Annotated in this window: 20 protein-coding genes and 1 other RNA gene; 12 read left to right on the top strand and 9 right to left on the bottom strand. The window is 44.1% G+C overall.

Features of this window, described 5'->3' with window-relative positions; translation table 11 throughout:
• Position 1: 1 nt before the first annotated feature.
• Complete coding sequence (locus CW749_RS03700; protein WP_101110703.1) at positions 2–919, top strand: LysR family transcriptional regulator; 918 nt, start codon at positions 2–4, stop codon at positions 917–919.
• A 41-nt stretch (positions 920–960) separates the two neighbouring features.
• Complete coding sequence (locus tag CW749_RS03695; RefSeq protein ID WP_101110702.1) at positions 961–1,347, top strand: hypothetical protein; 387 nt, start codon at positions 961–963, stop codon at positions 1,345–1,347.
• A gap of 152 nt (positions 1,348–1,499) precedes the next feature.
• On the opposite strand, the gene ssrA is transcribed toward CW749_RS03695, so the two are convergent.
• Both ssrA and smpB read right to left on the bottom strand, forming a co-directional pair.
• Positions 1,500–1,866, bottom strand: a transfer-messenger RNA (tmRNA) gene (gene ssrA, locus CW749_RS03690).
• A gap of 68 nt (positions 1,867–1,934) precedes the next feature.
• Positions 1,935–2,420 (bottom strand): SsrA-binding protein SmpB, encoded by a 486-nt coding sequence (gene smpB / locus CW749_RS03685; RefSeq protein ID WP_101110701.1) that lies wholly within the window; start codon positions 2,418–2,420, stop codon positions 1,935–1,937.
• A gap of 254 nt (positions 2,421–2,674) precedes the next feature.
• Between smpB and CW749_RS03680 the strand changes: the two genes are divergently transcribed.
• Both CW749_RS03680 and CW749_RS03675 read left to right on the top strand, forming a co-directional pair.
• Positions 2,675–3,106, top strand: coding sequence for an SRPBCC family protein (locus CW749_RS03680; RefSeq protein WP_101110700.1), 432 nt, complete (start codon positions 2,675–2,677; stop codon positions 3,104–3,106).
• Positions 3,106–3,426: an RnfH family protein gene (locus tag CW749_RS03675; RefSeq protein ID WP_101110699.1), complete on the top strand. Its 321-nt coding sequence runs from the start codon at positions 3,106–3,108 to the stop codon at positions 3,424–3,426. The genes CW749_RS03680 and CW749_RS03675 overlap by 1 nt, the downstream gene beginning before the upstream one ends.
• A gap of 115 nt (positions 3,427–3,541) precedes the next feature.
• On the opposite strand, the gene bamE is transcribed toward CW749_RS03675, so the two are convergent.
• From bamE to nadK, 3 genes are all read right to left on the bottom strand, one after another.
• Positions 3,542–3,901 (bottom strand): outer membrane protein assembly factor BamE, encoded by a 360-nt coding sequence (gene bamE / locus CW749_RS03670; protein WP_101110698.1) that lies wholly within the window; start codon positions 3,899–3,901, stop codon positions 3,542–3,544.
• 260 nt (positions 3,902–4,161) lie between these two features.
• Positions 4,162–5,826 carry a DNA repair protein RecN gene (recN, locus tag CW749_RS03665; protein WP_101110697.1) on the bottom strand — a complete coding sequence of 555 codons (1,665 nt, stop codon included), beginning with the start codon at positions 5,824–5,826 and terminating at the stop codon, positions 4,162–4,164.
• 122 nt (positions 5,827–5,948) lie between these two features.
• Positions 5,949–6,833, bottom strand: coding sequence for an NAD(+) kinase (gene nadK / locus CW749_RS03660; RefSeq protein ID WP_101110696.1), 885 nt, complete (start codon positions 6,831–6,833; stop codon positions 5,949–5,951).
• 152 nt (positions 6,834–6,985) lie between these two features.
• Between nadK and grpE the strand changes: the two genes are divergently transcribed.
• Entirely contained in the window at positions 6,986–7,585 is a 600-nt protein-coding gene (gene grpE / locus CW749_RS03655; protein ID WP_101110695.1) for a nucleotide exchange factor GrpE, read from the top strand.
• Positions 7,586–7,787: 202 nt separating this feature from the next.
• On the opposite strand, the gene CW749_RS03650 is transcribed toward grpE, so the two are convergent.
• Entirely contained in the window at positions 7,788–8,198 is a 411-nt protein-coding gene (locus CW749_RS03650) for a type IV pilin protein (RefSeq protein ID WP_101110873.1), read from the bottom strand.
• Between the two features lie 102 nt (positions 8,199–8,300).
• Here CW749_RS03650 and CW749_RS03645 point away from each other — a divergent pair, with 102 nt between their 5' ends.
• The 5 genes from CW749_RS03645 to CW749_RS03625 all read left to right on the top strand — a co-directional run bounded on the left by CW749_RS03645 (position 8,301) and on the right by CW749_RS03625 (position 12,874).
• Positions 8,301–8,798, top strand: a complete 498-nt coding sequence (locus CW749_RS03645; protein WP_101110694.1) for a GspH/FimT family pseudopilin — start codon at positions 8,301–8,303, stop codon at positions 8,796–8,798.
• Positions 8,779–9,369 (top strand): hypothetical protein, encoded by a 591-nt coding sequence (locus CW749_RS03640; protein ID WP_101110693.1) that lies wholly within the window; start codon positions 8,779–8,781, stop codon positions 9,367–9,369. The genes CW749_RS03645 and CW749_RS03640 overlap by 20 nt, the downstream gene beginning before the upstream one ends.
• Positions 9,366–10,619, top strand: a complete 1,254-nt coding sequence (locus CW749_RS03635) for a hypothetical protein (protein WP_101110692.1) — start codon at positions 9,366–9,368, stop codon at positions 10,617–10,619. Before CW749_RS03640 ends, CW749_RS03635 begins: the two co-directional genes overlap by 4 nt.
• On the top strand, positions 10,609–11,019 hold the full coding sequence (locus CW749_RS03630) for a prepilin-type N-terminal cleavage/methylation domain-containing protein (protein ID WP_101110691.1): 411 nt from the start codon (positions 10,609–10,611) through the stop codon (positions 11,017–11,019). The genes CW749_RS03635 and CW749_RS03630 overlap by 11 nt, the downstream gene beginning before the upstream one ends.
• A gap of 295 nt (positions 11,020–11,314) precedes the next feature.
• Positions 11,315–12,874, top strand: a complete 1,560-nt coding sequence (locus tag CW749_RS03625) for an AbgT family transporter (protein WP_101110690.1) — start codon at positions 11,315–11,317, stop codon at positions 12,872–12,874.
• A gap of 87 nt (positions 12,875–12,961) precedes the next feature.
• Here CW749_RS03625 and fghA read toward each other — a convergent pair whose 3' ends face one another.
• Together fghA and CW749_RS03615 are read right to left on the bottom strand one after the other, a co-directional pair.
• A complete protein-coding gene (gene fghA / locus CW749_RS03620) occupies positions 12,962–13,798 on the bottom strand; it encodes an S-formylglutathione hydrolase (protein ID WP_101110689.1) in 837 nt (278 codons plus the stop codon).
• Positions 13,799–13,864: 66 nt separating this feature from the next.
• Positions 13,865–14,995, bottom strand: coding sequence for an S-(hydroxymethyl)glutathione dehydrogenase/class III alcohol dehydrogenase (locus CW749_RS03615; RefSeq protein ID WP_101110688.1), 1,131 nt, complete (start codon positions 14,993–14,995; stop codon positions 13,865–13,867).
• Between the two features lie 200 nt (positions 14,996–15,195).
• Between CW749_RS03615 and CW749_RS03610 the strand changes: the two genes are divergently transcribed.
• Complete coding sequence (locus CW749_RS03610) at positions 15,196–16,071, top strand: LysR substrate-binding domain-containing protein (RefSeq protein WP_101110687.1); 876 nt, start codon at positions 15,196–15,198, stop codon at positions 16,069–16,071.
• Positions 16,072–16,190: 119 nt separating this feature from the next.
• On the top strand, positions 16,191–16,652 hold the full coding sequence (gene tadA, locus CW749_RS03605) for a tRNA adenosine(34) deaminase TadA (RefSeq protein WP_101110872.1): 462 nt from the start codon (positions 16,191–16,193) through the stop codon (positions 16,650–16,652).
• Between the two features lie 698 nt (positions 16,653–17,350).
• Here the strand turns inward: tadA and mltF are convergent.
• Positions 17,351–18,853, bottom strand: coding sequence for a membrane-bound lytic murein transglycosylase MltF (gene mltF, locus CW749_RS03600; RefSeq protein ID WP_101110686.1), 1,503 nt, complete (start codon positions 18,851–18,853; stop codon positions 17,351–17,353).
• Positions 18,854–18,973 lie beyond the last annotated feature (120 nt).

Raw genomic sequence — 18,973 nt, 5'->3', positions numbered from 1 at the left:
TATGGTCGAGCAACATTTAAACCTAAGAAAAATAGATCTTAACTTGCTGCCTATTTTGGAAAAACTGCTTGAGCTCAAACACGTGAGTGAAGCAGCCAAAGTACTCGGAATGAGCCAACCAGCCGTTAGTCGGACGCTTAACCGACTACGAGAGCTGTTTCACGATCCATTGTTGGTAAGAGTAGGGGCGGGGTACGAACTTACCGCTAAAGCGAAAGCGCTGGAAGTGGCATTGATTCCAGTAAACCGACAAATCCGAGGGTTGCTCAATCAAGTGCCCTTTGAGCCAGAAAGTGCAGAAGGGGTATTTACTATTGGGGCTTTGGATTTTGAAATCATGATGCTGATTCCAGCGTTACTAGAGAAAGTCCGGAAAGAAGCCCCGAAACTCCGAGTGGAGTCGATTCATTACAACGCCAACATCCCCATTCATGAATACTTAGAAAAGCATGCCGACTTACTGCTGTACTCCACCAACAATTGCGTAGACTATGTCTACAAGCAGAGGCTATTTAGTGATAACTACGCGGTGATCATGTGCAAAAATCACCCGCTTAGCCAAGCGCCTCTGACACTTGAAAGTTACAGCCATGCCCAACATGTGGTCATTTCAACGAATGGTATTGCAGAAACGTCAATAGACAGAAAGTTGACTCGGCTGGGGCGCAGCCGAAGGGTGGTTAGTGCGATTCCACACTTTTCTTTAGCGCCCGACATTGTCGCCAATACCGATCTGATCATCACCTTGCCCACAAGGCTACTCGGTAAGCTTTCACCCCACTACGATTTTCACCAGACTAGCCTACCTTTTGATATGTATGACTTTCAAGTTGATCAGTTTTGGCATTCAATTCATAAGCAAGATGCTTTACACAAGTGGATGAGAGATGCCCTAAAAACAGTGGCTGATTCCCTATAAAAAGGTAGCATCCCCTTGGACTATTTCTAGGTTATCAGCATTTGAGACAAGCTGGCGGCGCGCTAGTAGCGGTGTGTTTAGGTGAACTCATACTTCGTTTAGAACTGCCTTATGAAGGTAACTTAGCATCGCTGAGTGTGTTCAATAGCATGAACGGTTTGGTCACTTTAGGTATCCGGTCTTCATCGACGTTAGATTCTGTTTTAATGGGCGCTACCTATATTGAGGCTCTCTTAAAAGAGACCTTCAATGAATATTCGTCAAATTCCCGTTCACTTTTGGTTGTCATGAAAGAAGTGCGTGAGGGCTCTTTAGAAATTATTGTCGAGTTCTTCAATAACTCACTTGTATACGCGGTGGCGGGTCTTAAATTTTTAAAGGGTTACCCCAAGTATTGTGGGAGTGTAAAACTCGTGGTTTACAGCTAAAAAGTATTAGGAAAAAGAAAGAGCCGGAACAAGAGCAATCTGACATTGTGCTGGATGTGACTTTCAAGCAAGCGCTTGATGAGAGGCGAAAAAAGTAAAACGCTCAACAAAAAGCCCGTTAACTCTAAGAGCTAGCGGGCTTTCCAAACGTTTGGTGGAGCTGGCGGGAGTTGAACCCGCGTCCGAAAATCATTCATCATTGGTACTACATGCTTAGTCGATCTTTAAATTCACCATCCACCTGCGAACCGACACGCTAGTAAATGACTATCCTGAATTAGAATTCGCGCTTTTCCTCTCAGGTGGGAGAAGCCACGCTAGCTAGTTTGGGTTTGACTCTTTGTAATTCCCCGTCTTACAAGCGGAAGCTAGGGCAAAGAGGCTCTGAGCAGGTTATTAAGCTGCTAGTGCGTAGTTTTCGTCGTTTGCGACTATTTTTTTGCGGCTTTTTACGTGGCCAACCGCCCCACGGCATGCACCTCAGACTGCAGTATTCCCGTCGAATCCTGAATCAGCCCCAAAGTGTAAGTTGCATAGTACCAGAAAACCTTAGGCTGTCTAGCACTGCGCAACTCAAGTGGTCAAGATTAGCGCAAATTGCTCTTCATAACGCGAGCTTTATCGCGAGCCCAATCTTTTTCTTTCATATCAGTACGTTTATCGTGCAGTTTTTTACCCTTCGCGACACCCACTTTCATTTTGACCCAAGAGCGGGACCAATACATAGCGGTGGCAACCAAGGTCATACCTTCGCGGTTTACTCTGCCAAATAGGTTGTCGATTTCACGACGCGACATCAGCAGTTTACGCACGCGGGTAGGGTTTGCAACGGTATGAGTACATGCTTGTTGTAGCGGGGTGATTGTCACTCCACTAATAAATGCCTCACCATCGCGGATATATACATAGCTTTCGGCGATATTGGCTTTGCCTTGACGCAGAGATTTGACTTCCCATCCCTGAAGTTCTAGGCCAGCTTCGATTTCGTCGTCGATGAAATATTCGTGGCGAGCTCGTTTGTTTTGAGCAATGGTATTGCTACCTGCTTTTGGTTTTGAATTTTTCTTTGCCATAAGAACGGCATTATATACCCAAGTTCCCTAAAGATGCTAGGTGCATACGTCATTGTGTGTTTCTTTTTAAACGAATACTTCATGAATAAAATGAAACGGATAAGGCATTCAAACGCGTTTGTTTTTGTCTTTTATTTGCCGAGAAGCCAGCGAGTTTTTTAGGGCTAGATCCAGAAAACTTTCATAGGAGGATTACGTGAAGTAACATAAGAGGACGTTTTCCCCGTTTCAATGTTTGTTTAAGTGAATCCGATATGCCGCAAGTAACCCGCAGCGCCCTAGTACCATTTAGCGCTGAGCAGATGTATAGCCTTGTAAATGATGTAGCCAGTTACCCAAGCTTTTTGCCAGGTTGTTCTGGTTCTCGAATTATTGAAAACTCTGAATCGAGCATGGTGGCATCCGTGGATGTGTCGAAAGCAGGCATCAGTAAAACGTTTACAACATCGAATCAGTTAGAAGCTGGACGAAAAATTTTGATGCAGCTGGTGGATGGTCCATTTAAGCAGCTTCATGGTGGTTGGGAATTTACTCCGTTGGATGAAACAGCATGCAAGGTTGAGTTGAAACTAGAGTTTGAGTTTACTAGCAAACTGGTTGAAATGGCATTTGGTAAGATTTTCAACGAGCTGACTAGTAATATGGTGAACGCGTTTACACAGCGTGCAAAGCAGGTATATGTGTAATGAGCAGCTTACCAAACATGATTCACGTCGAAGTGGTTTATGCGTTGCCGCAAGAGCAGCGAGTGATAACCTTAGCCGTAGAGGCGGAGATGACGGTTCAAGAAATCATTGAGCAATCTGGCGTGTTGGAGATTTACCCTGAAATCGATCTCGCAAAAAACAAAGTAGGTATTTTTAGTCGTAACATAAAGCTAAATTCCACGGTGTTAGACAGAGATCGCATTGAAATATACCGACCGCTATTAGCCGATCCCAAAGAGATACGTCGGAAAAGGGCAGAGCAAGCGAAGAAACAAGCGGAAGCTGAAAAGTCCAAATAAATCATAAGATGGGAACGGCATAAGGTTGGCTTATTACCGAAAATAGATATATTGCAAAAATAGAAAAGGCTCGCAATTGGCGAGCCTTTTCAATATCTGGTGAACTCAAATGGGGTTAGTAAACACCCTCGAAAAAGTTTTCACTGGCTGGGAAGTCACCTTCCACTTTGACCAATCTTTCGTTGTCATCGAAACGAACAAAGAGATTTTTCTGTATGGAGTCGCTGTGCCCTTTTGTGTGGTGGTAAATGTAATACCACGTATTTGGGTAGCCGTTTTCGACAAGCATTGGCGAACCTAAAACAAAGCGAACCTGTTCTTTAGACATACCAAATTTTAGTCGGTCTACCGAGTTCTGCTCAATGTAATTTCCCTGATTGATGTCGATACGATAAACCAGTTTTTCTGCAACCGAGCAACCCGTTAACATGACGAGCGCTAATGGTACTGCAACAATCCACTTCTTAAATTGCATATGCTTTCTGTTCTTTATTACTAAGTTCAAGTTCTCGGGCGAGATGATAATCACTCTGGGTCGAGAAGTAAAAAGTTTCTCATGCCATCCACTGGCATTCTCGAGTTTCTAACACCATTAAATAGCGATGGTGAAATCATATGACCATAGTTATAGCGATAAGTTGCATTGTTACAAAGACAAACAGCGCAGGGGTGAGCTGCGCTGTGAGGTGAATAACATTTTGTGACTGGATCTTCGTTGTGGAATTGAAGGTTCTATCAGGCCGCAAATAAAAGCTCTTTCGCATTTGCCAGCGTACTATCGGTTATCTGGCTACCGCCTAATAAACGCGCTAATTCAGCAACTCGCTGGTTTTGATCTAAACAGTTCATTTGTGTTTCCGTTTTGCCGCCTTTGGTGTTTTTGGCGACAAATAACTGTTGGTGCCCACATCCGGCGACTTGTGGTAGGTGAGTTACACAAAGCACTTGCGTGGATTCACCAAGCTTACGAAGCATTTTGCCGACGACTGCCGCAGTCGGTCCGCTGATGCCCACATCGACTTCATCGAAAATCAGGCTAGGGGTATCCACTTTTTGAGCGGTGATAACTTGAATGGCCAAGGAAATACGTGAAAGTTCACCACCAGAGGCAACTTTTGCTATTGGCTGCATTGGTTGACCTGGGTTGGTTGACACTAAGAACGTTGCTTGGTCGATACCAAGTGGCGACGCATTATTTTCATCACGTACGACATCAATACAGAACTTGGCTTTTTCCATACTGAGTTCATGCATACTTTGGGAAATAAGTTTATTGAGTTCTTTTGCATAGCGCTGTCGAGATTTGTTTAGCTTTTCAGCGGTGGCTAAGAACTTCAGACGCTTCTCTTCAACTTCCGCTGCTAATGCGTCCATTTTTTCGTCTGAACAATCTAAGGCTTCAACTTGTTTGAGCAACTCTTGGTGATGTTGATACAACTCATTTGGCATGACATGATGCTTACGTGCCGTAGACATCACTTTAGAGAAACGTTCTTCAACATAAACCATGCGAGCAGGATCGACATCGATACCATCTAGGTAATGACGTAACTCACTGTTTGCCTCTTCCAATTGAATAATGGCTTCAGAAATCATATCGGGTAAGCCTGAAAGCTTTGAGTCTAATTCAGAAAGCTGAATCAACGAGTGATTGGCTGTTTGAAGAATACCTAGAGCATTAACGTCCTCACCTTCATAAATCAACTCTATTGCTTGTTGGCAGGTGGATGCTAATTCCCCGCTGTTAGCCAAGCGTTTATGTTCTTGTTCTAGCTCCGAAAACTCTTCCTCGCCAATGGCAAGATCGTTGAGTTCTTTGATTTGGTATTCAAGAAGCTGCTTTTGAGCGAGGTTTTCTTGGCTGTTTTGCGTAAGTTGCTTTAGGTGGTTATCTGACTGACGCCAAGTTTGGTAGTAGTTTTTGGTCTTGTTAAGTAAGTTCACGTGACCAGCGTACTGATCCAGCATAGAAAGTTGGTAGTCACTCTTCATCAGTTGATGGTGGGCGTGCTGTCCGTGAATATTAATGAGGAGCTGCCCGAGAACCTTAAGCTGTGAAGCAGGTACTGGGCTGCCGTTAATAAAGGCTCTTGAACGGCCTTCTTTAGTGATAACTCGTCTTAGAATGCATTCACAGCCATCCATCAGATCGTTATCTTCTAGCCAACGCGTTGCATTGATATTGTTGTCCAGTAAGAACGAGGCTGAGATGTCGGTTTTTTCTTCACCTTGACGAACAGAGCTTGCTTCGGCGCGATCGCCTAAACATAAGCCTAAAGCATCAATAGCGATGGATTTACCTGCGCCTGTCTCGCCGGTAATGGTTGTCATGCCTTTGGCAAGTTCTAGCTGTAAAGACTTCACAATTGCAAAATTATTAACACTTAGATGAGCCAGCATTTTATTTACCTGTATAACTGAACAATACTGTATATAAATGCAGTATATACTGTTTCTTTATACAGTAAAGTTGTACAGGTGATTTTTTTCGTTTTGTCGATTTTTTGTGAGCGAAATCTTGGTCAGAAAAGCTTGCTAGACCAACCCAATTTATTCCTTAGCACGTGATAGTAACTGTAGTCTTCAGGGTGAATGAGTTTGAGTACATTTGGGCTTTGATAAATGTGGATCTCATCCCCAGGGGAGACGGGGAGTGAAATTTGCCCATCACAGCTTATCTCCTGCGTGCCGCGATTATCTGGGGAAACAAGCAATTTAATACGTCGGTCGCCATCCACAACTAACGGGCGGCTAGAGAGAGTGTGGGGGAACATTGGTACAAGGGAAATAGCGTTCAGGCTTGGCGATAAAATAGGACCGCCGCCAGAAAGTGAATACGCAGTAGAGCCAGTCGGAGTGGAAATTATCAATCCGTCGGAGCGTTGCGAGAAAGCGAATCGATCATCGATGTACACTTCAAACTCGATCATATGAGCAATTTGCCCAGGGTGGAGTACCGCTTCATTAAGTGCCGCATTGTGGCTTTTTACTTGCCCGTGCCTATGCACTTCAGCTTCCAGTAGAAAGCGGTCTTCCTCTAAGTATTCACCAATCAGGACTTTTGATAGCGCTTTTTCAAAGTCTTCAGGATCGAGATCGGTTAGAAAACCAAGGTTTCCACGGTTGACACCGATCACCGAGATATCAAATCGAGACAGCACTCTGGCCGCGCCAAGCATATTGCCATCGCCACCCACAACAATGGCAAGATCCGCTTGTTTTCCAATGTTCACTAGACTGGTGAAACAAGAGCGGTCTATGTCTGTTAGGATTTCTTGTAATCGGTCGTCAATGACGACGGAGTAGCCTTCTTTAATGAGCCAGTGGTACAACTCTTTATGAGTTTGAATGGCTTTACTGTCACGGGGTTTGCCTATAATTGCGATCACTTCAAAAGGCTTTGGCATAGAGAAAATCCGTTGTCTGAGGTTATTGTGCTTGAAACGCAAATCTTCATCCCCATAATAAAGGCAAGTTGAAGAACTATGCGAGGTTTTTTATCTCAATTTTTTGAGCATATTATCGCATAAGTAGTTGAATTCTGAATTCTGGAGATATCATGAGCAACGAAGAAAACAAGATTAATGAAGAAGAGCTAAAGCAACAGGAAACTGCAGAAGAAGTAGATGCAGTAGGCTCTGATGCCGATATCGATTGGAACGAAGAATCGGTTCAAGATGAAACTGATGCAAAAATCGCTCAACTTGAAGCAGCATTGCTTTCAAGTGAAGCTAAAGTGAAAGAGCAGCAAGAATCGGTACTTCGTGCAAAGGCAGACGTTGAAAACATGCGTCGTCGCAGTGAACAGGAAATCGATAAAGCCCGTAAGTATGCGCTGAATAAATTTTCTGAAGAACTGCTTCCAGTTATCGATAACTTGGAGCGCGCTATCCAAGCGGCAGATGCAGAAAATGAAGTGATTAAACCATTCCTTGAAGGTGTTGAACTAACGCACAAAACGTTTGTAGATGTTGTGTCTAAGTTTGGTCTTAAAGAGATCAACCCTGAAGGTGAGGCGTTCAACCCTGAATTCCATCAAGCTATGTCGATTCAGGAAAGCCCAGATCACGAATCTAACATGGTGATGTTAGTCATGCAGAAAGGTTACGAGTTGAATGGCCGAGTCATTCGCCCTGCTATGGTGATGGTTGCGAAGTAATTCGCTGCTGCTAATACCGCCACTGCTACAGCTTTAATTAAACGAGATTTAAAGCTGAACTGGGGCTAAAGCGATAAGCCTTATACAAGAAGCCCGCCTATTTCAGGCGGGCTTCTTATTTCTTAAAAAGCGTTCGCTGCCGTCAGAATTTATTGTCAGCAAACTTGAGCTACCAGCGAATTTAACTGTCAGCGAGTTTTAACTACCAACAAACTTTAGGCATATTGGTACCATCGGCTTTGACCGTGAGTGTGCCGCAAGAATCACTATTTTGACCTTTATCTGATTTTGGGGTGGCGGTGATTGTGTAACCACCCGCGGATGTTACCGCAAAGGCGTACCTGTCGTCTGAGGTATCACATATGATGCAAGTGGAGCCAGATAAGATGTTGCTCCATGAGTAGCCATTGTTATATGCCTGCTCCATTGTTAGTTGAATACGGATCATATCCGCCATGGCTTGTTTACGGTGCCCTTTGTATACGTAGTCGTTCAAGGAGGGGTAAACAACCGCCGCGAAAATGGCAATGATAGAAACCGCAACCAGAACTTCGAGCAAGGTCATTCCTTTGGGGTGGCTGTTGCGCTTCTTGCATCTATTTTTTCGAATCATTTCCATATCTTCCTTCATTTTCGCAGCGCTATTCTTCGTTGGTGCTAGCATCTCCGCAAGCGAAATTAGGTGCATAAATGAAGTTTCAGAGGAATTTGGAATATGGCTCGCGGCTTTACACTCATTGAGCTTTTGATCACTCTGGCTTTGCTGTCCATTCTGCTTGGTGCGTTTGCTCCAAGCTATAAATCAGTGACCGATGACAACCGAATAACTCGTTTATCCAATGAGCTTCGGGCGTTTTTGGTTGAAGCGCGATCGGAAGCGGTGATGAAAAACAAAGACCTTTGGGTCCACGTCACTATTTCTGGGGCTTCCAAAAATGGAGACTGGTCCGTTGAGCTACGTGAAACGAATACGGCTTCAGGTGCTTTAGTTCAATCTGTATCTGGCTCACCTTTCAAAAGTATCCACTTCAACAGTAACCATGGCTCTCCGTTTAAAGTGGAAGGCGTGAACGGTCGAATTCAAGGTGGCACTTTTCAATTCAGTTACAAAGAAAATATGTCCGATAGTGGTTCGGTGATTACTCACTTTACCAATGGTCGAGTCAAAGTGTGTGGCAGTAGAGGGAATACTCATGGCTTCAAAGAGTGTTAGCTCATCGCGTCAGTTAGGCGCGTCATTGGTTGAGTTAATGATCGCTTCAGGGCTAAGTATGCTCGCGATCATTTCAATTGGGTCTGTATATCTGACGGCACAAAAGTCGGCCACTCAACGTTCTCTTGATCTTCTGGTTCTGCAAAGCATGTCGGATACCCTTAAGTACATAAAAGAAGATGCGCTTAGGGCTGGATACAATGGCAGTGAAAATGCCGCGGCTATCGTATCTGGGGCGGGAGATGTATATGTAACCTCACCAACTTCCTTGGGATATGTGTATTTGAACAAAAACGATAAGTACGAGCATGTATTCTTCAAGCATGATGATAACAACATTAAAATATGCACAAAGCAATCTGCTGCGATTAGCACTCAAGCATCTTGTAATCGGTATTTCAAAATGCTGGATGAAAACCAAGTAAAAATTACCGATTTTACGGTGACATCGACACCGCTCGGTTCAGCGGTAAGTTCAGCATTTATAACACTCTCAATGACTGGATCCCTTAAGAGCTCGACGGACTCAGTCACTCTTAATACATCGTTTAAACAAAGGAACTGGAAATGATCCGACGTTCTGAAGGCTATATTACGCTAACGATAACAAGCTTTATCTTGTTAGCTGCGCTGATTTTAGTTATGGGGTCATATAAACAGGTTTTCTTTCAAATTAAACGTGCGCAGAACGAAGTGAAAAGTCGCCAAGACCATTGGACCGCAGAGGGGGGACTAGAGTGTATTTATGCTCGAGCCCACGTAGACAAAGTGTCTTCTGGTAACGTGAATGCATGCTCGAATCAACCAGAATTGACTATGTCTTTGGTGACATCATCTAATGGAAAAATGGCAACCGCACAGGTTGATAGCACCATCCTTGAAAAAGAGATCCAATATGGTGGTTCGTTGGGCTCAGGTGCTTTGCAGTCGAGTGCAGACTTGTTTCTTCGCGGTGCCAATGCTTTTGATACCCCTGACCCAGGTACATTAACGAGTGATGGTTGGAAATGTGTAGCAGCTCGATACAAAAGTACTTTCAAAGTACTTGGGACAATACAGAACAAAGGCGTCGTTCACGGTGATCCTCCTTGGGCTGGGTTTGACGGGCAAGGTAAAGACTGCAAAGCGGCGAATAAGACGACGACTAATGGTGATGGAACGACGAGTTTATCAACAGGCGATTTTGTCAAAGATTCGTCAGTCGCTCCTTTTGAGAATTTTTACGGTATTCCTGTAAACGAAGCGGAAAAAGTAAGAGATAACGGAAATTTCCATATTTTAACCGGGTCAGCAATCACCTCAGGAACTAAGGTTCTTAGCAATTGTGGCACCAAAATAAAAAATGCTATCCATGCAGGGAATGAATTTATATGGGTTGAAGGAGGGTGTGAAATATCAAAAGATGAATACCCTAGTTTGGTAGCCAAGTCAGCCGCGACACCTAACGGGGTAACGTTAGTGGTCAATAATGGACCTATTTCTTTGATATCGGACACTACTTCTGGAGAATTTAAAGGGGTACTTTTCCATATAAATTCAAGTTATTCCCCTGATTTAAGCGATTGGAACTCTCTACCTGGCGCCAATCCATTTCTCAACCCAGTTGGCGCTTCAGATATACCTTCGGCAGTTCGAGCAAATGCATCCTATTACCAAAGTGGCTCGTTTACTTTTTCGGGAGGGCAGTATTTAGATTCTAGTGGTCACTCAGCAATTTTTAACAATGCCGTCAGCCTAAGCTTTAACAAAGACGTTATTGATTATTCTCGAAGCAAAAACTCCCCACCAAAGTGGGCAAAAGGATCTTGGAATGATTTCTAAAAAACACCAGGGTTTTAGCTTGATTGAAGTGATGATCGCTTTTCTAATATTTGGTGTTGGCGTACTTGGGCTTGTCAAGTTACAAACCTTTATGGAGCACAAATCTGAACATGCGATACGCAGCTTAGAAGCGTTGTATTTAGCCGAATCAAAGTTGGAGTATTTTCGCCAGCGATCAGTGAGCGGCGCTAATGGCACCATAACTTTTGATAGCATCCAGTCGGGTACGGAAGTAAAAAGCGGCGGCTACACACTGACATGGACGGTATCTCAGCCTACCGGTTCCATTTCGTCTGCGGTGAAAATCATCACAGTTGAAGGTGAGTGGAAAAATCGGCTCAATGCGAATCAAAAAGTGTCGATCAAAACCATGGTGTCCAGCTATAACGAGTTTGATTAGAGCTTTTAGACCGCAGTACAAAAATTCATCATATAAATAATCCACTCTTAAACATAACGGTGCTACAGGAGAATTAACTTTCCTGTAGCGCTTTTATTTTGTGCTAGTTGCAAGATTGATTGTGGTTTGTTGTTTATTTGTAAATAAATTAAAAATAATTGTCTGAGATTATGAAATGGTCTGGTTTTTTGTGCTTTTATATTAGTGTTCCAATAGAATAGTCAGTCGAGAAATGAGCGATATATAACTAAATGAATAGCTCGTTGAAAACAACATCTGACATATGGAGTTACCTATGAGTAACCAAGCTGTTAAGCAGGCTCCACCATCCCAACCGTCGGGAATGGACCGATTTTTAAATTTTATCGAACGCGCTGGTAACAAGATCCCTGATCCAGCAATCTTGTTTTTTTGGGCGCTAGTAATTGTTTGGGTATCATCAGCATTACTTTCTAATGTTTCCTTTGATCTGATGAACCCGCGTACTGGTGAAGCACTGGAAATAAACAACCTACTTACCGGTGAAGCGCTCGCAAGTTTCCTAGCAAATATGGTGACAACTTTTACTAGCTTTGCACCTTTGGGGATTGTGTTAGTGGCAATGCTAGGGGTAGGTGTCGCTGACTCTTCTGGTTTCATTACCACTGGCTTGAAGAAAATGCTGAACTTCACGCCAGCGAAACTTTTAACGCCAATGCTTATTTTGGTGGCGATTGTGTCACATACCGCGGCTGATGCGGGTTACGTACTCGTGATTCCGTTGGGGGGGATTATCTTCCATGCTGCTGGTCGTCACCCTCTTGCCGGTATTGCGGCGGCATTTGCGGGTGTTTCTGGTGGCTTCTCGGCTAACTTTATTCCATCTGGCATCGATCCTCTATTAGCTGGCTTCACCCAAACGGCAGCACAGGTATTGGACGAAAGTTATGTTGTGAACCCGCTGGCGAATATCTTCTTTACGGGGATCTCCTCTGTCATCATTGTTGCGATTGGCTGGTATGTGACCGAGAAAATCATTGAACCTCGTCTAGCCAATACTCCTGTTGATGAAGATGCGGAAGAAGCTCCCGATTTGGGATCGTTTTCGGCTATTGAATCCAAAGCGTTTCGTTATGCTGGTTGGGCGATGTTGGCAGGTATTGCTTTGCTGGTTGTCGCACTTATTCCGGAAGACTCAGCACTGCGCTCACCTGATGGAGAGTTAACGGCGTTCTCCGCACCAGTAATGAAATCTATCGTACCGCTGATTTTCATCTTATTTATTATTCCAGGCATTGTTTATGGCCGTGTGGCTGGTACGTTCAAAAGCAGTAACGACGTGATTAAAGCCATGTCCGATACTATGGCGACGATGGGTGCTTACATTGTTATGTCATTCTTTTGTGCGCAATTCCTGTCGGCGTTTGGTCAATCAAACATTGGTACTATGCTTGCACTTTATGGTGCAGAAGGGCTTAAAGCTCTTGAGCTACCAGGGCAAGCAACCATCGTAGGTATGATTCTCCTAACGGCATTTGTAAACTTGCTGGTTGGGTCTGCATCTGCGAAATGGGCGTTAATTGGTCCAATTCTAGTGCCTATGCTAATGGCGGTCGGAATTTCTCCTGAGCTATCTCAGGCGGCGTATCGTGTCGGTGATTCCGTATCCAACATCATTTCACCGCTTATGGTGTTCTTCCCACTTGTTGTGGTTTACTGCCAACGTTACGTGAAATCAACGGGCATTGGTACTTTGGCTTCTCTAATGATGCCGTTTTCCATCGCGATGCTGATCGGTTGGACCATCTTCTTACTGGCGTATTGGGCATTAGGAATCCCTCTAGGTATTCAAGCGCCTTACACCTATACGATGTAAATTTAGAAGCGACACTTTGTCATTTGGTACAACGCTTTAAACAAAAGAAACCCAGCAATTGTGCTGGGTTTCTTTTGTTTATGAACACTATTTGAGGTAGCGTGCATGAAACGCTAAGTGATCCTCGATGAAGCTTTGTATGAAGAAATAACTGTGGTCGTAGCCATCTTGCATTCTAAATACAATATTGTCGTGCTGTTTAGCGATGCTTTGAAACGTGTCTGGTTTTAGCTGTTCTTCAAGGAAAGAATCAGCGCTCCCTTGATCAACCAATATTGGCGGCACGCTATCTGCTGCTTTAAGTAATTCACAGCTGTCGTAGCGCGACCAGTTGGCTTTATCTTCTCCTAAATACAGGCTGAATGCTTTAATACCCCAAGGACAATTCATGGGGTTGGTAATTGGGCTGAATGCAGAAACAGAACGGTATAGGTCTGGGTGCTTTAATCCAATGCTGAGAGCACCGTGTCCACCCATGCTGTGACCTGAAATGGACTTTTTGGTGTTGACTGGGAAATTGGCTTCAATAAGCGCTGGAAGTTCTTTCACCACATAATCGTACATGTGGTAGTGAGTGCTCCAAGGTTCTTGTGTTGCATTAAGGTAAAAACCTGCGCCTAAACCAAAATCGTATGCCCCTTCTGAGTCGTCAGGTACGCTTTCACCTCTCGGGCTGGTATCTGGTGCGACAATAGCAACACCAAGTTCGGCGGCTTTACGAAATGCCGCGGCTTTTTGCATGAAATTTTCGTCAGTGCATGTCAGCCCAGATAACCAGTAGATTACAGGTACTGGCTCAGATTCGGCTTGCGAGGGTAAAAAAATGGCGAATCGCATTTCACACTGCACAGTGTTTGACTGATGAGTAAATTGTTTGTGCCAGCCGCCATGGACTTTTGCGGCACTAATTTCAGTAATAGCCATGTATAGGAGCTTCCCAATAGGAAACAGAGCGGAAAACCGCTCTGTTAAGTTGAAGGTCGACAGACCCTATTTATCGAAATGAATAACAGAGCGTATGCTTTCGCCTTTATGCATGAGATCAAAAGCGTCGTTGATGCCATCTAGCCCCATAGTGTGAGTAATGAACTCTTGTAGGCCAAACTCACCATCCATGTATCGCTCTACAATGCCCGGCAATTCGGAGCGACCTTTCACGCCACCAAATGCACTACCACGCCAAACTCGACCCGTTACTAATTGGAATGGGCGAGTTGATATCTCTTGCCCTGCGCCTGCCACACCAATAATGACAGATTCTCCCCAACCTTTATGACAACATTCAAGTGCAGAGCGCATAACGTTGACGTTCCCGATACATTCGAATGAGAAATCGACGCCACCGTCAGTCATGTCCACAATGACTTCTTGAATGGGTTTGTCATAATGTTGTGGGTTAATGCAATCTGTCGCGCCAAGCTGCTTGGCGAGGTCAAATTTACTTTCATTGATATCGACACCAATGATGCGGCTTGCTCCGGCCATTGTGGCACCAATGATCGCAGATAAACCGATTCCGCCTAGCCCAAAGATCGCAACGGTATCACCTTTTTGTACTTTAGCGGTGTTGAGTACCGCTCCCATACCAGTGGTTACACCACATCCGAGTAAGCACACTTCTTCTAATGGGGCATCAGCGTTTACTTTCGCTAGCGAGATTTCAGGCAATACTGTGTATTCTGAAAATGTCGAACACCCCATGTAATGATATATAGGCTGACCGTCTTTATAAAAACGAGTGGTGCCATCAGGCATCAAACCTTTGCCCTGAGTTTCTCGAACCGCTTGGCATAAGTTCGTTTTTCCTGAAGTACAGAATTTACACTCACCGCACTCTGCTGTGTAAAGAGGGATTACATGGTCACCGACCTCAACGCTGGTGACGCCTTCCCCAACCATTTCAACAATACCGCCACCTTCGTGACCCAAAATAGAGGGGAAGATACCTTCAGGATCGTCGCCCGACAAAGTAAATGCATCGGTGTGGCAAACACCAGAAGCAACAATCTTAACCAGAACTTCACCTGCTTTCGGAAGCATGACATCAACTTCTTCAATAGAGAGTGGTTGATTTGGTCCCCACGCGACTGCTGCGCGAGATTTAATGAATTGTTCAGACATGTTTGTACCCTTAAGTAATCACGATGGTCGCCAACAGGTTGACTCGAGAATATCCCAACTAAGAGAACATCCTAACGTATAGAGTGAGTTGGCGAGGTATGGGGGAGATTTTAATTAATTTATTTGAATTGATAATCTGGGTAAAATGAAATTTACTATTACATATTTGTAATAATAAGATTTGTATTGAGGCACAAAAAATGGACCAATGGGAAGGGGTCACAGAGTTTGTCGCTGTGGCGGAACAAGAGAGTTTTACACTTTCAGCTCAAAAATTATCAACCTCAGTCGCACAAGTGAGCCGCAAAATTGCACGTTTAGAACAACGTTTGTCGGTAAAACTGTTCCTAAGAACCACACGTAGGGTGACGTTGACTGATGCTGGCAAAGTGTATTATCAGCATTGCCGGCATTTAGTGGATGGCCTTGAGTTTGCCGAAGAGGCGGTAACAGAGCTTCAAACGACTCTTAAGGGGAAGATAAAGCTAACGGCACCGGTAACATACGGAGAACAAATGCTTGCCCCTTTGCTGAATGAATTTTTAGTCGAGTACCCTGAAGTCGAATTAGACTTCCACCTTTCTAACCAGAAGCTGGACATGCTAGAGCATGGTTTTGATTTGGCTATTCGCCTTGGACACTTAGGCGATTCCACCTACATCGCCAAGCGGTTAGGTGCTCGTCAAATGCATGTGTGTGCGAGCCCAGCCTACTTAGAGCAATTTGGTGAACCTCGATCTTTATTGGAGCTCTCCCAGCATCAATGTTTGATAGGAAATCATCCCTATTGGCGATTCATTGAAAATGGTCATAAAAGGCAGCTTTCCGTTGAAGGGCGGATGAAATGCGACAGCGGACGCGTGTTGATTGATTCCGCGCTCAAAGGTATTGGCATCGTTCAATTGCCCGATTATTACGTTCACCCCTATATGGCAACCGGAGAATTGGTCGAATTACTTACCGATTTTCGTGATACCAAAGAAGGCATATGGGCGCTGTATCCTAACAATCGGTATTTATCCTCTAAAGTTAGATTACTGATTGATTTTCTGGCTGACCGTATGTCTATTTATTAAACTCGCATGCGAACATCCAAGCTTGAGTATATAATCCGCGCATTCCATTCGAAGAATCATTGCAATTAAAACGAGCCTAGAGAGAAAACGTGTCATTTAGTGAACAAGATGAACATTTCATGCGACGAGCTATCGAGCTTGCTCATCAAGCTGAATTAGAAGGTGAAGTGCCCGTCGGTGCAGTATTGGTAAAAGAGGGTAATGTGATTGCCGAAGGCTGGAACCGGTCAATAGGGCAACATGACGCAACGGCACACGCTGAAGTACAAGCGTTGCGCAAAGCGGGCAGTGAGCTGGAAAACTACCGATTGCTTGATACCACCCTATACGTCACGTTAGAGCCATGCCCCATGTGCGCAGGTGCGCTGCTTCATAGCCGAGTAAAGAGAGTGGTTTATGGTGCGCCAGATTTAAAAGCAGGGGCGGCAGGTACAGTATTGAATCTGTTTGAAAGCCAAGCGTCGTATCACTACGCGACAATAGAATCAGGGTTACTTGAGCAAGAGTGCAGAGAGCAATTACAAAGCTTTTTTAAACGTCGACGGAAAGAAAAAAAAAGCGTTAAAAGAAGGGAAGTCTGATGGCAAACATCAGAATTGATGTTTGCCGTTTAGAAACAACTGTTTCTTCCGTATCAAGGCTCTAAGCAAAGAGCAAAAGCTTTACTACGCCAAATAACTTTTTTCTTGTTATTGGCAAGCATACGCTTACGACGATTGGACGAAACAGCCTTTTGTAGCAGTCGCTTAGACGACTTTCTTTTGGAGAACATATCTTCTCTCCTCTACCAAGCTAACAATAACGGTGCTGTTATTTTTTTCTGGCACCGCCCAACACTCCCTTCACCGGTACTAGTTTTTCTTTTAACTAGTCATGCTTCTATTATCTTTGTTAAAAGCGACATCTTTGGTGAACAGTGAGTTTTCTTTTACAGCGAAACTAAGGTTTCTTTGTACAGTAAAACTAGAGTTTCTTTGTACTTCAAAAACAAGTTATAAGCTTCGATTGTTACGAGTTGATGACGTGACAGCAAAGATTGTCATCACTGTTTAATGTAAGGGCGTTTGGTAGGTTTTTCAAGTAGTGTGACACTAAACCAGAAAGCCAAGTGAAAAAAGGGCTTAGCATCCTAATCGTTTAGAAAAGACATATTGCTCTTAGGAATGCATTTTCATCTTAAAGAACTTTTGAATTGAGTGAGAAGGTTTGAAATAGAGCGGGGCTCAACCGTTAATTGAGCCCCACTGGGTATCCAATAAATCGAATTGCTTTAAAGACATTAATTCTTGTCTTCTTTGGGCTTTTCGCTCTCTTTTTCGCCTTCAGCAGATTTATCTTGTTGCTTAGTATCCTTACTTGATGTTGCCTCAGCTCCCGAAGTCGTAGGCAGAGCAGCAGACAGTGGAACATCAATGACCTGAAGATCGTCAATGTTGATTTCTTCGTTTGCGATACGCTGTTTATCGATATGACCAATAATCGATTGGTAGTAACGGCGAATATTCTCAACGTAGTTTCTCGCTTCATCTCCGCGAGCGTAGCCATAGCGAGTTTTGCTATAAAACTCTTTTTTCCGCAGTAGTGGCAATCTGTCTTTCACATCTGCCCAAGAATCTGGATCGCCGCCTTGACGTTTTGTGAGTCTTCTCGCGTCCATCATGTGACCGTAACCCACATTATAAGAGGCTAGAGCAAACCAGATTTTTTCGTGTTCGGAAATAGAATCAGGGACACGATCGACGATACGCCTCAAGTATTCCACACCACCACGCACGGATTGTTCAGGATCGAGACGATTCTTTACGCCAACGCTTTTTGCCGTTGGCAAGGTAAGCATCATCATGCCTCTTACCCCAGTTGGCGATTTGGCGAGTGGATTCCAATGTGATTCTTGATAGCCCAGTGCTGCAATTAAGCGCCAGTCGAATTCGTTAGAGTGCTTCTTGAATAGCGCTTCCCATTTAGGCAGTTTGCTGTCTAATGCGCGAATGAATGCTCTTGTATCCACGTAATCGAAGCTTTCCACGTGACCAAAGTATTTTTCTTCCAATCGAGCCAAATCGCCAGATTGTTTAAGAAGCCCAAAGAATTCGATGAGCAGTGCGTAAAGGCTTTCATCGTCGCTGCGACGCATATACCAAGAGATAGGCTGGTCTTCTGTTAGCTCAAATGCTAACGCCAATGAAGGGTACAAACGCTGAGATAAAGAAAGCTCAACCGAATCGGCCATGGTGAGCGCCAATTCACCCTTGGATACTTTCTGTAATAGATCGTTGACGTCAGCGTCCTCTTCATCACGATAGATGAGCCCCGGTTTTTCTTGTTGGAGTGTTTTTAGTGTGCGTTCAAAGTGTGAATCTTTTACAACGATGATAGGGATTTGCTTTTTAACCAGCTGATCGACGTTTCTTGGTCGCCATGATCCTTTTTTATACACCACCTGCTGGGATACATAATAGTAAGCTGGTCCGGCGCGAAAATGCTTAAGGCGATCAGGGGTCTGACTTAACCCAGCCGCAATCATATCAATTTCGCCACGATCAAGCGCTGGGAACAATTCCGATAAGCGGTAGGCTGGTTTCATTTCCAAATTGACTCCAAGCTCGTCAGCAAATCGCTTGGCGAGCTCAAAATCTAAGCCAGTAGGACCATCCGGGCCAATATAGTAAGAAAGCTGATTATTCAGTGTTCCGACTCTTAGCGTGCCTCTTTCCTTAATCTTTTCGAGTTCACTTTTTGGGTTGGATTCTATCTGACAGCCAGATAAAACGACGCTTATCATAGAGATAAAAGCGAACCTTCTTAGCCAGGCTAGTGGGGAAATAATACTCAAAACAGTTTACTCACACTGAAATTCAGCTCTCTTTATATCAAAGCAGGTCACTAGGGCAAAGCAGCAATA

This window comes from Vibrio sp. vnigr-6D03, assembly GCF_002835515.1.
GTDB classification, from domain to species: domain Bacteria; phylum Pseudomonadota; class Gammaproteobacteria; order Enterobacterales; family Vibrionaceae; genus Vibrio; species Vibrio penaeicida.
This window is presented reverse-complemented; position numbering and strand designations above follow the sequence as displayed.

Excerpts from the sequence above, each read along its gene's own strand:
- CW749_RS03700 (WP_101110703.1), top strand. The coding sequence starts at position 2 with ATGGTCGAGCAACATTTAAACCTAAGAAAAATAGATCTTAACTTGCTG.
- smpB (WP_101110701.1), bottom strand. The coding sequence starts at position 2,420 with ATGGCAAAGAAAAATTCAAAACCAAAAGCAGGTAGCAATACCATTGCT.
- CW749_RS03680 (WP_101110700.1), top strand. The coding sequence starts at position 2,675 with ATGCCGCAAGTAACCCGCAGCGCCCTAGTACCATTTAGCGCTGAGCAG.
- CW749_RS03675 (WP_101110699.1), top strand. The coding sequence starts at position 3,106 with ATGAGCAGCTTACCAAACATGATTCACGTCGAAGTGGTTTATGCGTTG.
- bamE (WP_101110698.1), bottom strand. The coding sequence starts at position 3,901 with ATGCAATTTAAGAAGTGGATTGTTGCAGTACCATTAGCGCTCGTCATG.
- recN (WP_101110697.1), bottom strand. The coding sequence starts at position 5,826 with ATGCTGGCTCATCTAAGTGTTAATAATTTTGCAATTGTGAAGTCTTTA.
- nadK (WP_101110696.1), bottom strand. The coding sequence starts at position 6,833 with ATGCCAAAGCCTTTTGAAGTGATCGCAATTATAGGCAAACCCCGTGAC.
- grpE (WP_101110695.1), top strand. The coding sequence starts at position 6,986 with ATGAGCAACGAAGAAAACAAGATTAATGAAGAAGAGCTAAAGCAACAG.
- CW749_RS03650 (WP_101110873.1), bottom strand. The coding sequence starts at position 8,198 with ATGATTCGAAAAAATAGATGCAAGAAGCGCAACAGCCACCCCAAAGGA.
- CW749_RS03645 (WP_101110694.1), top strand. The coding sequence starts at position 8,301 with ATGGCTCGCGGCTTTACACTCATTGAGCTTTTGATCACTCTGGCTTTG.
- CW749_RS03640 (WP_101110693.1), top strand. The coding sequence starts at position 8,779 with ATGGCTTCAAAGAGTGTTAGCTCATCGCGTCAGTTAGGCGCGTCATTG.
- CW749_RS03635 (WP_101110692.1), top strand. The coding sequence starts at position 9,366 with ATGATCCGACGTTCTGAAGGCTATATTACGCTAACGATAACAAGCTTT.
- CW749_RS03630 (WP_101110691.1), top strand. The coding sequence starts at position 10,609 with ATGATTTCTAAAAAACACCAGGGTTTTAGCTTGATTGAAGTGATGATC.
- CW749_RS03625 (WP_101110690.1), top strand. The coding sequence starts at position 11,315 with ATGAGTAACCAAGCTGTTAAGCAGGCTCCACCATCCCAACCGTCGGGA.
- fghA (WP_101110689.1), bottom strand. The coding sequence starts at position 13,798 with ATGGCTATTACTGAAATTAGTGCCGCAAAAGTCCATGGCGGCTGGCAC.
- CW749_RS03615 (WP_101110688.1), bottom strand. The coding sequence starts at position 14,995 with ATGTCTGAACAATTCATTAAATCTCGCGCAGCAGTCGCGTGGGGACCA.
- CW749_RS03610 (WP_101110687.1), top strand. The coding sequence starts at position 15,196 with ATGGACCAATGGGAAGGGGTCACAGAGTTTGTCGCTGTGGCGGAACAA.
- tadA (WP_101110872.1), top strand. The coding sequence starts at position 16,191 with ATGCGACGAGCTATCGAGCTTGCTCATCAAGCTGAATTAGAAGGTGAA.
- mltF (WP_101110686.1), bottom strand. The coding sequence starts at position 18,853 with ATGATAAGCGTCGTTTTATCTGGCTGTCAGATAGAATCCAACCCAAAA.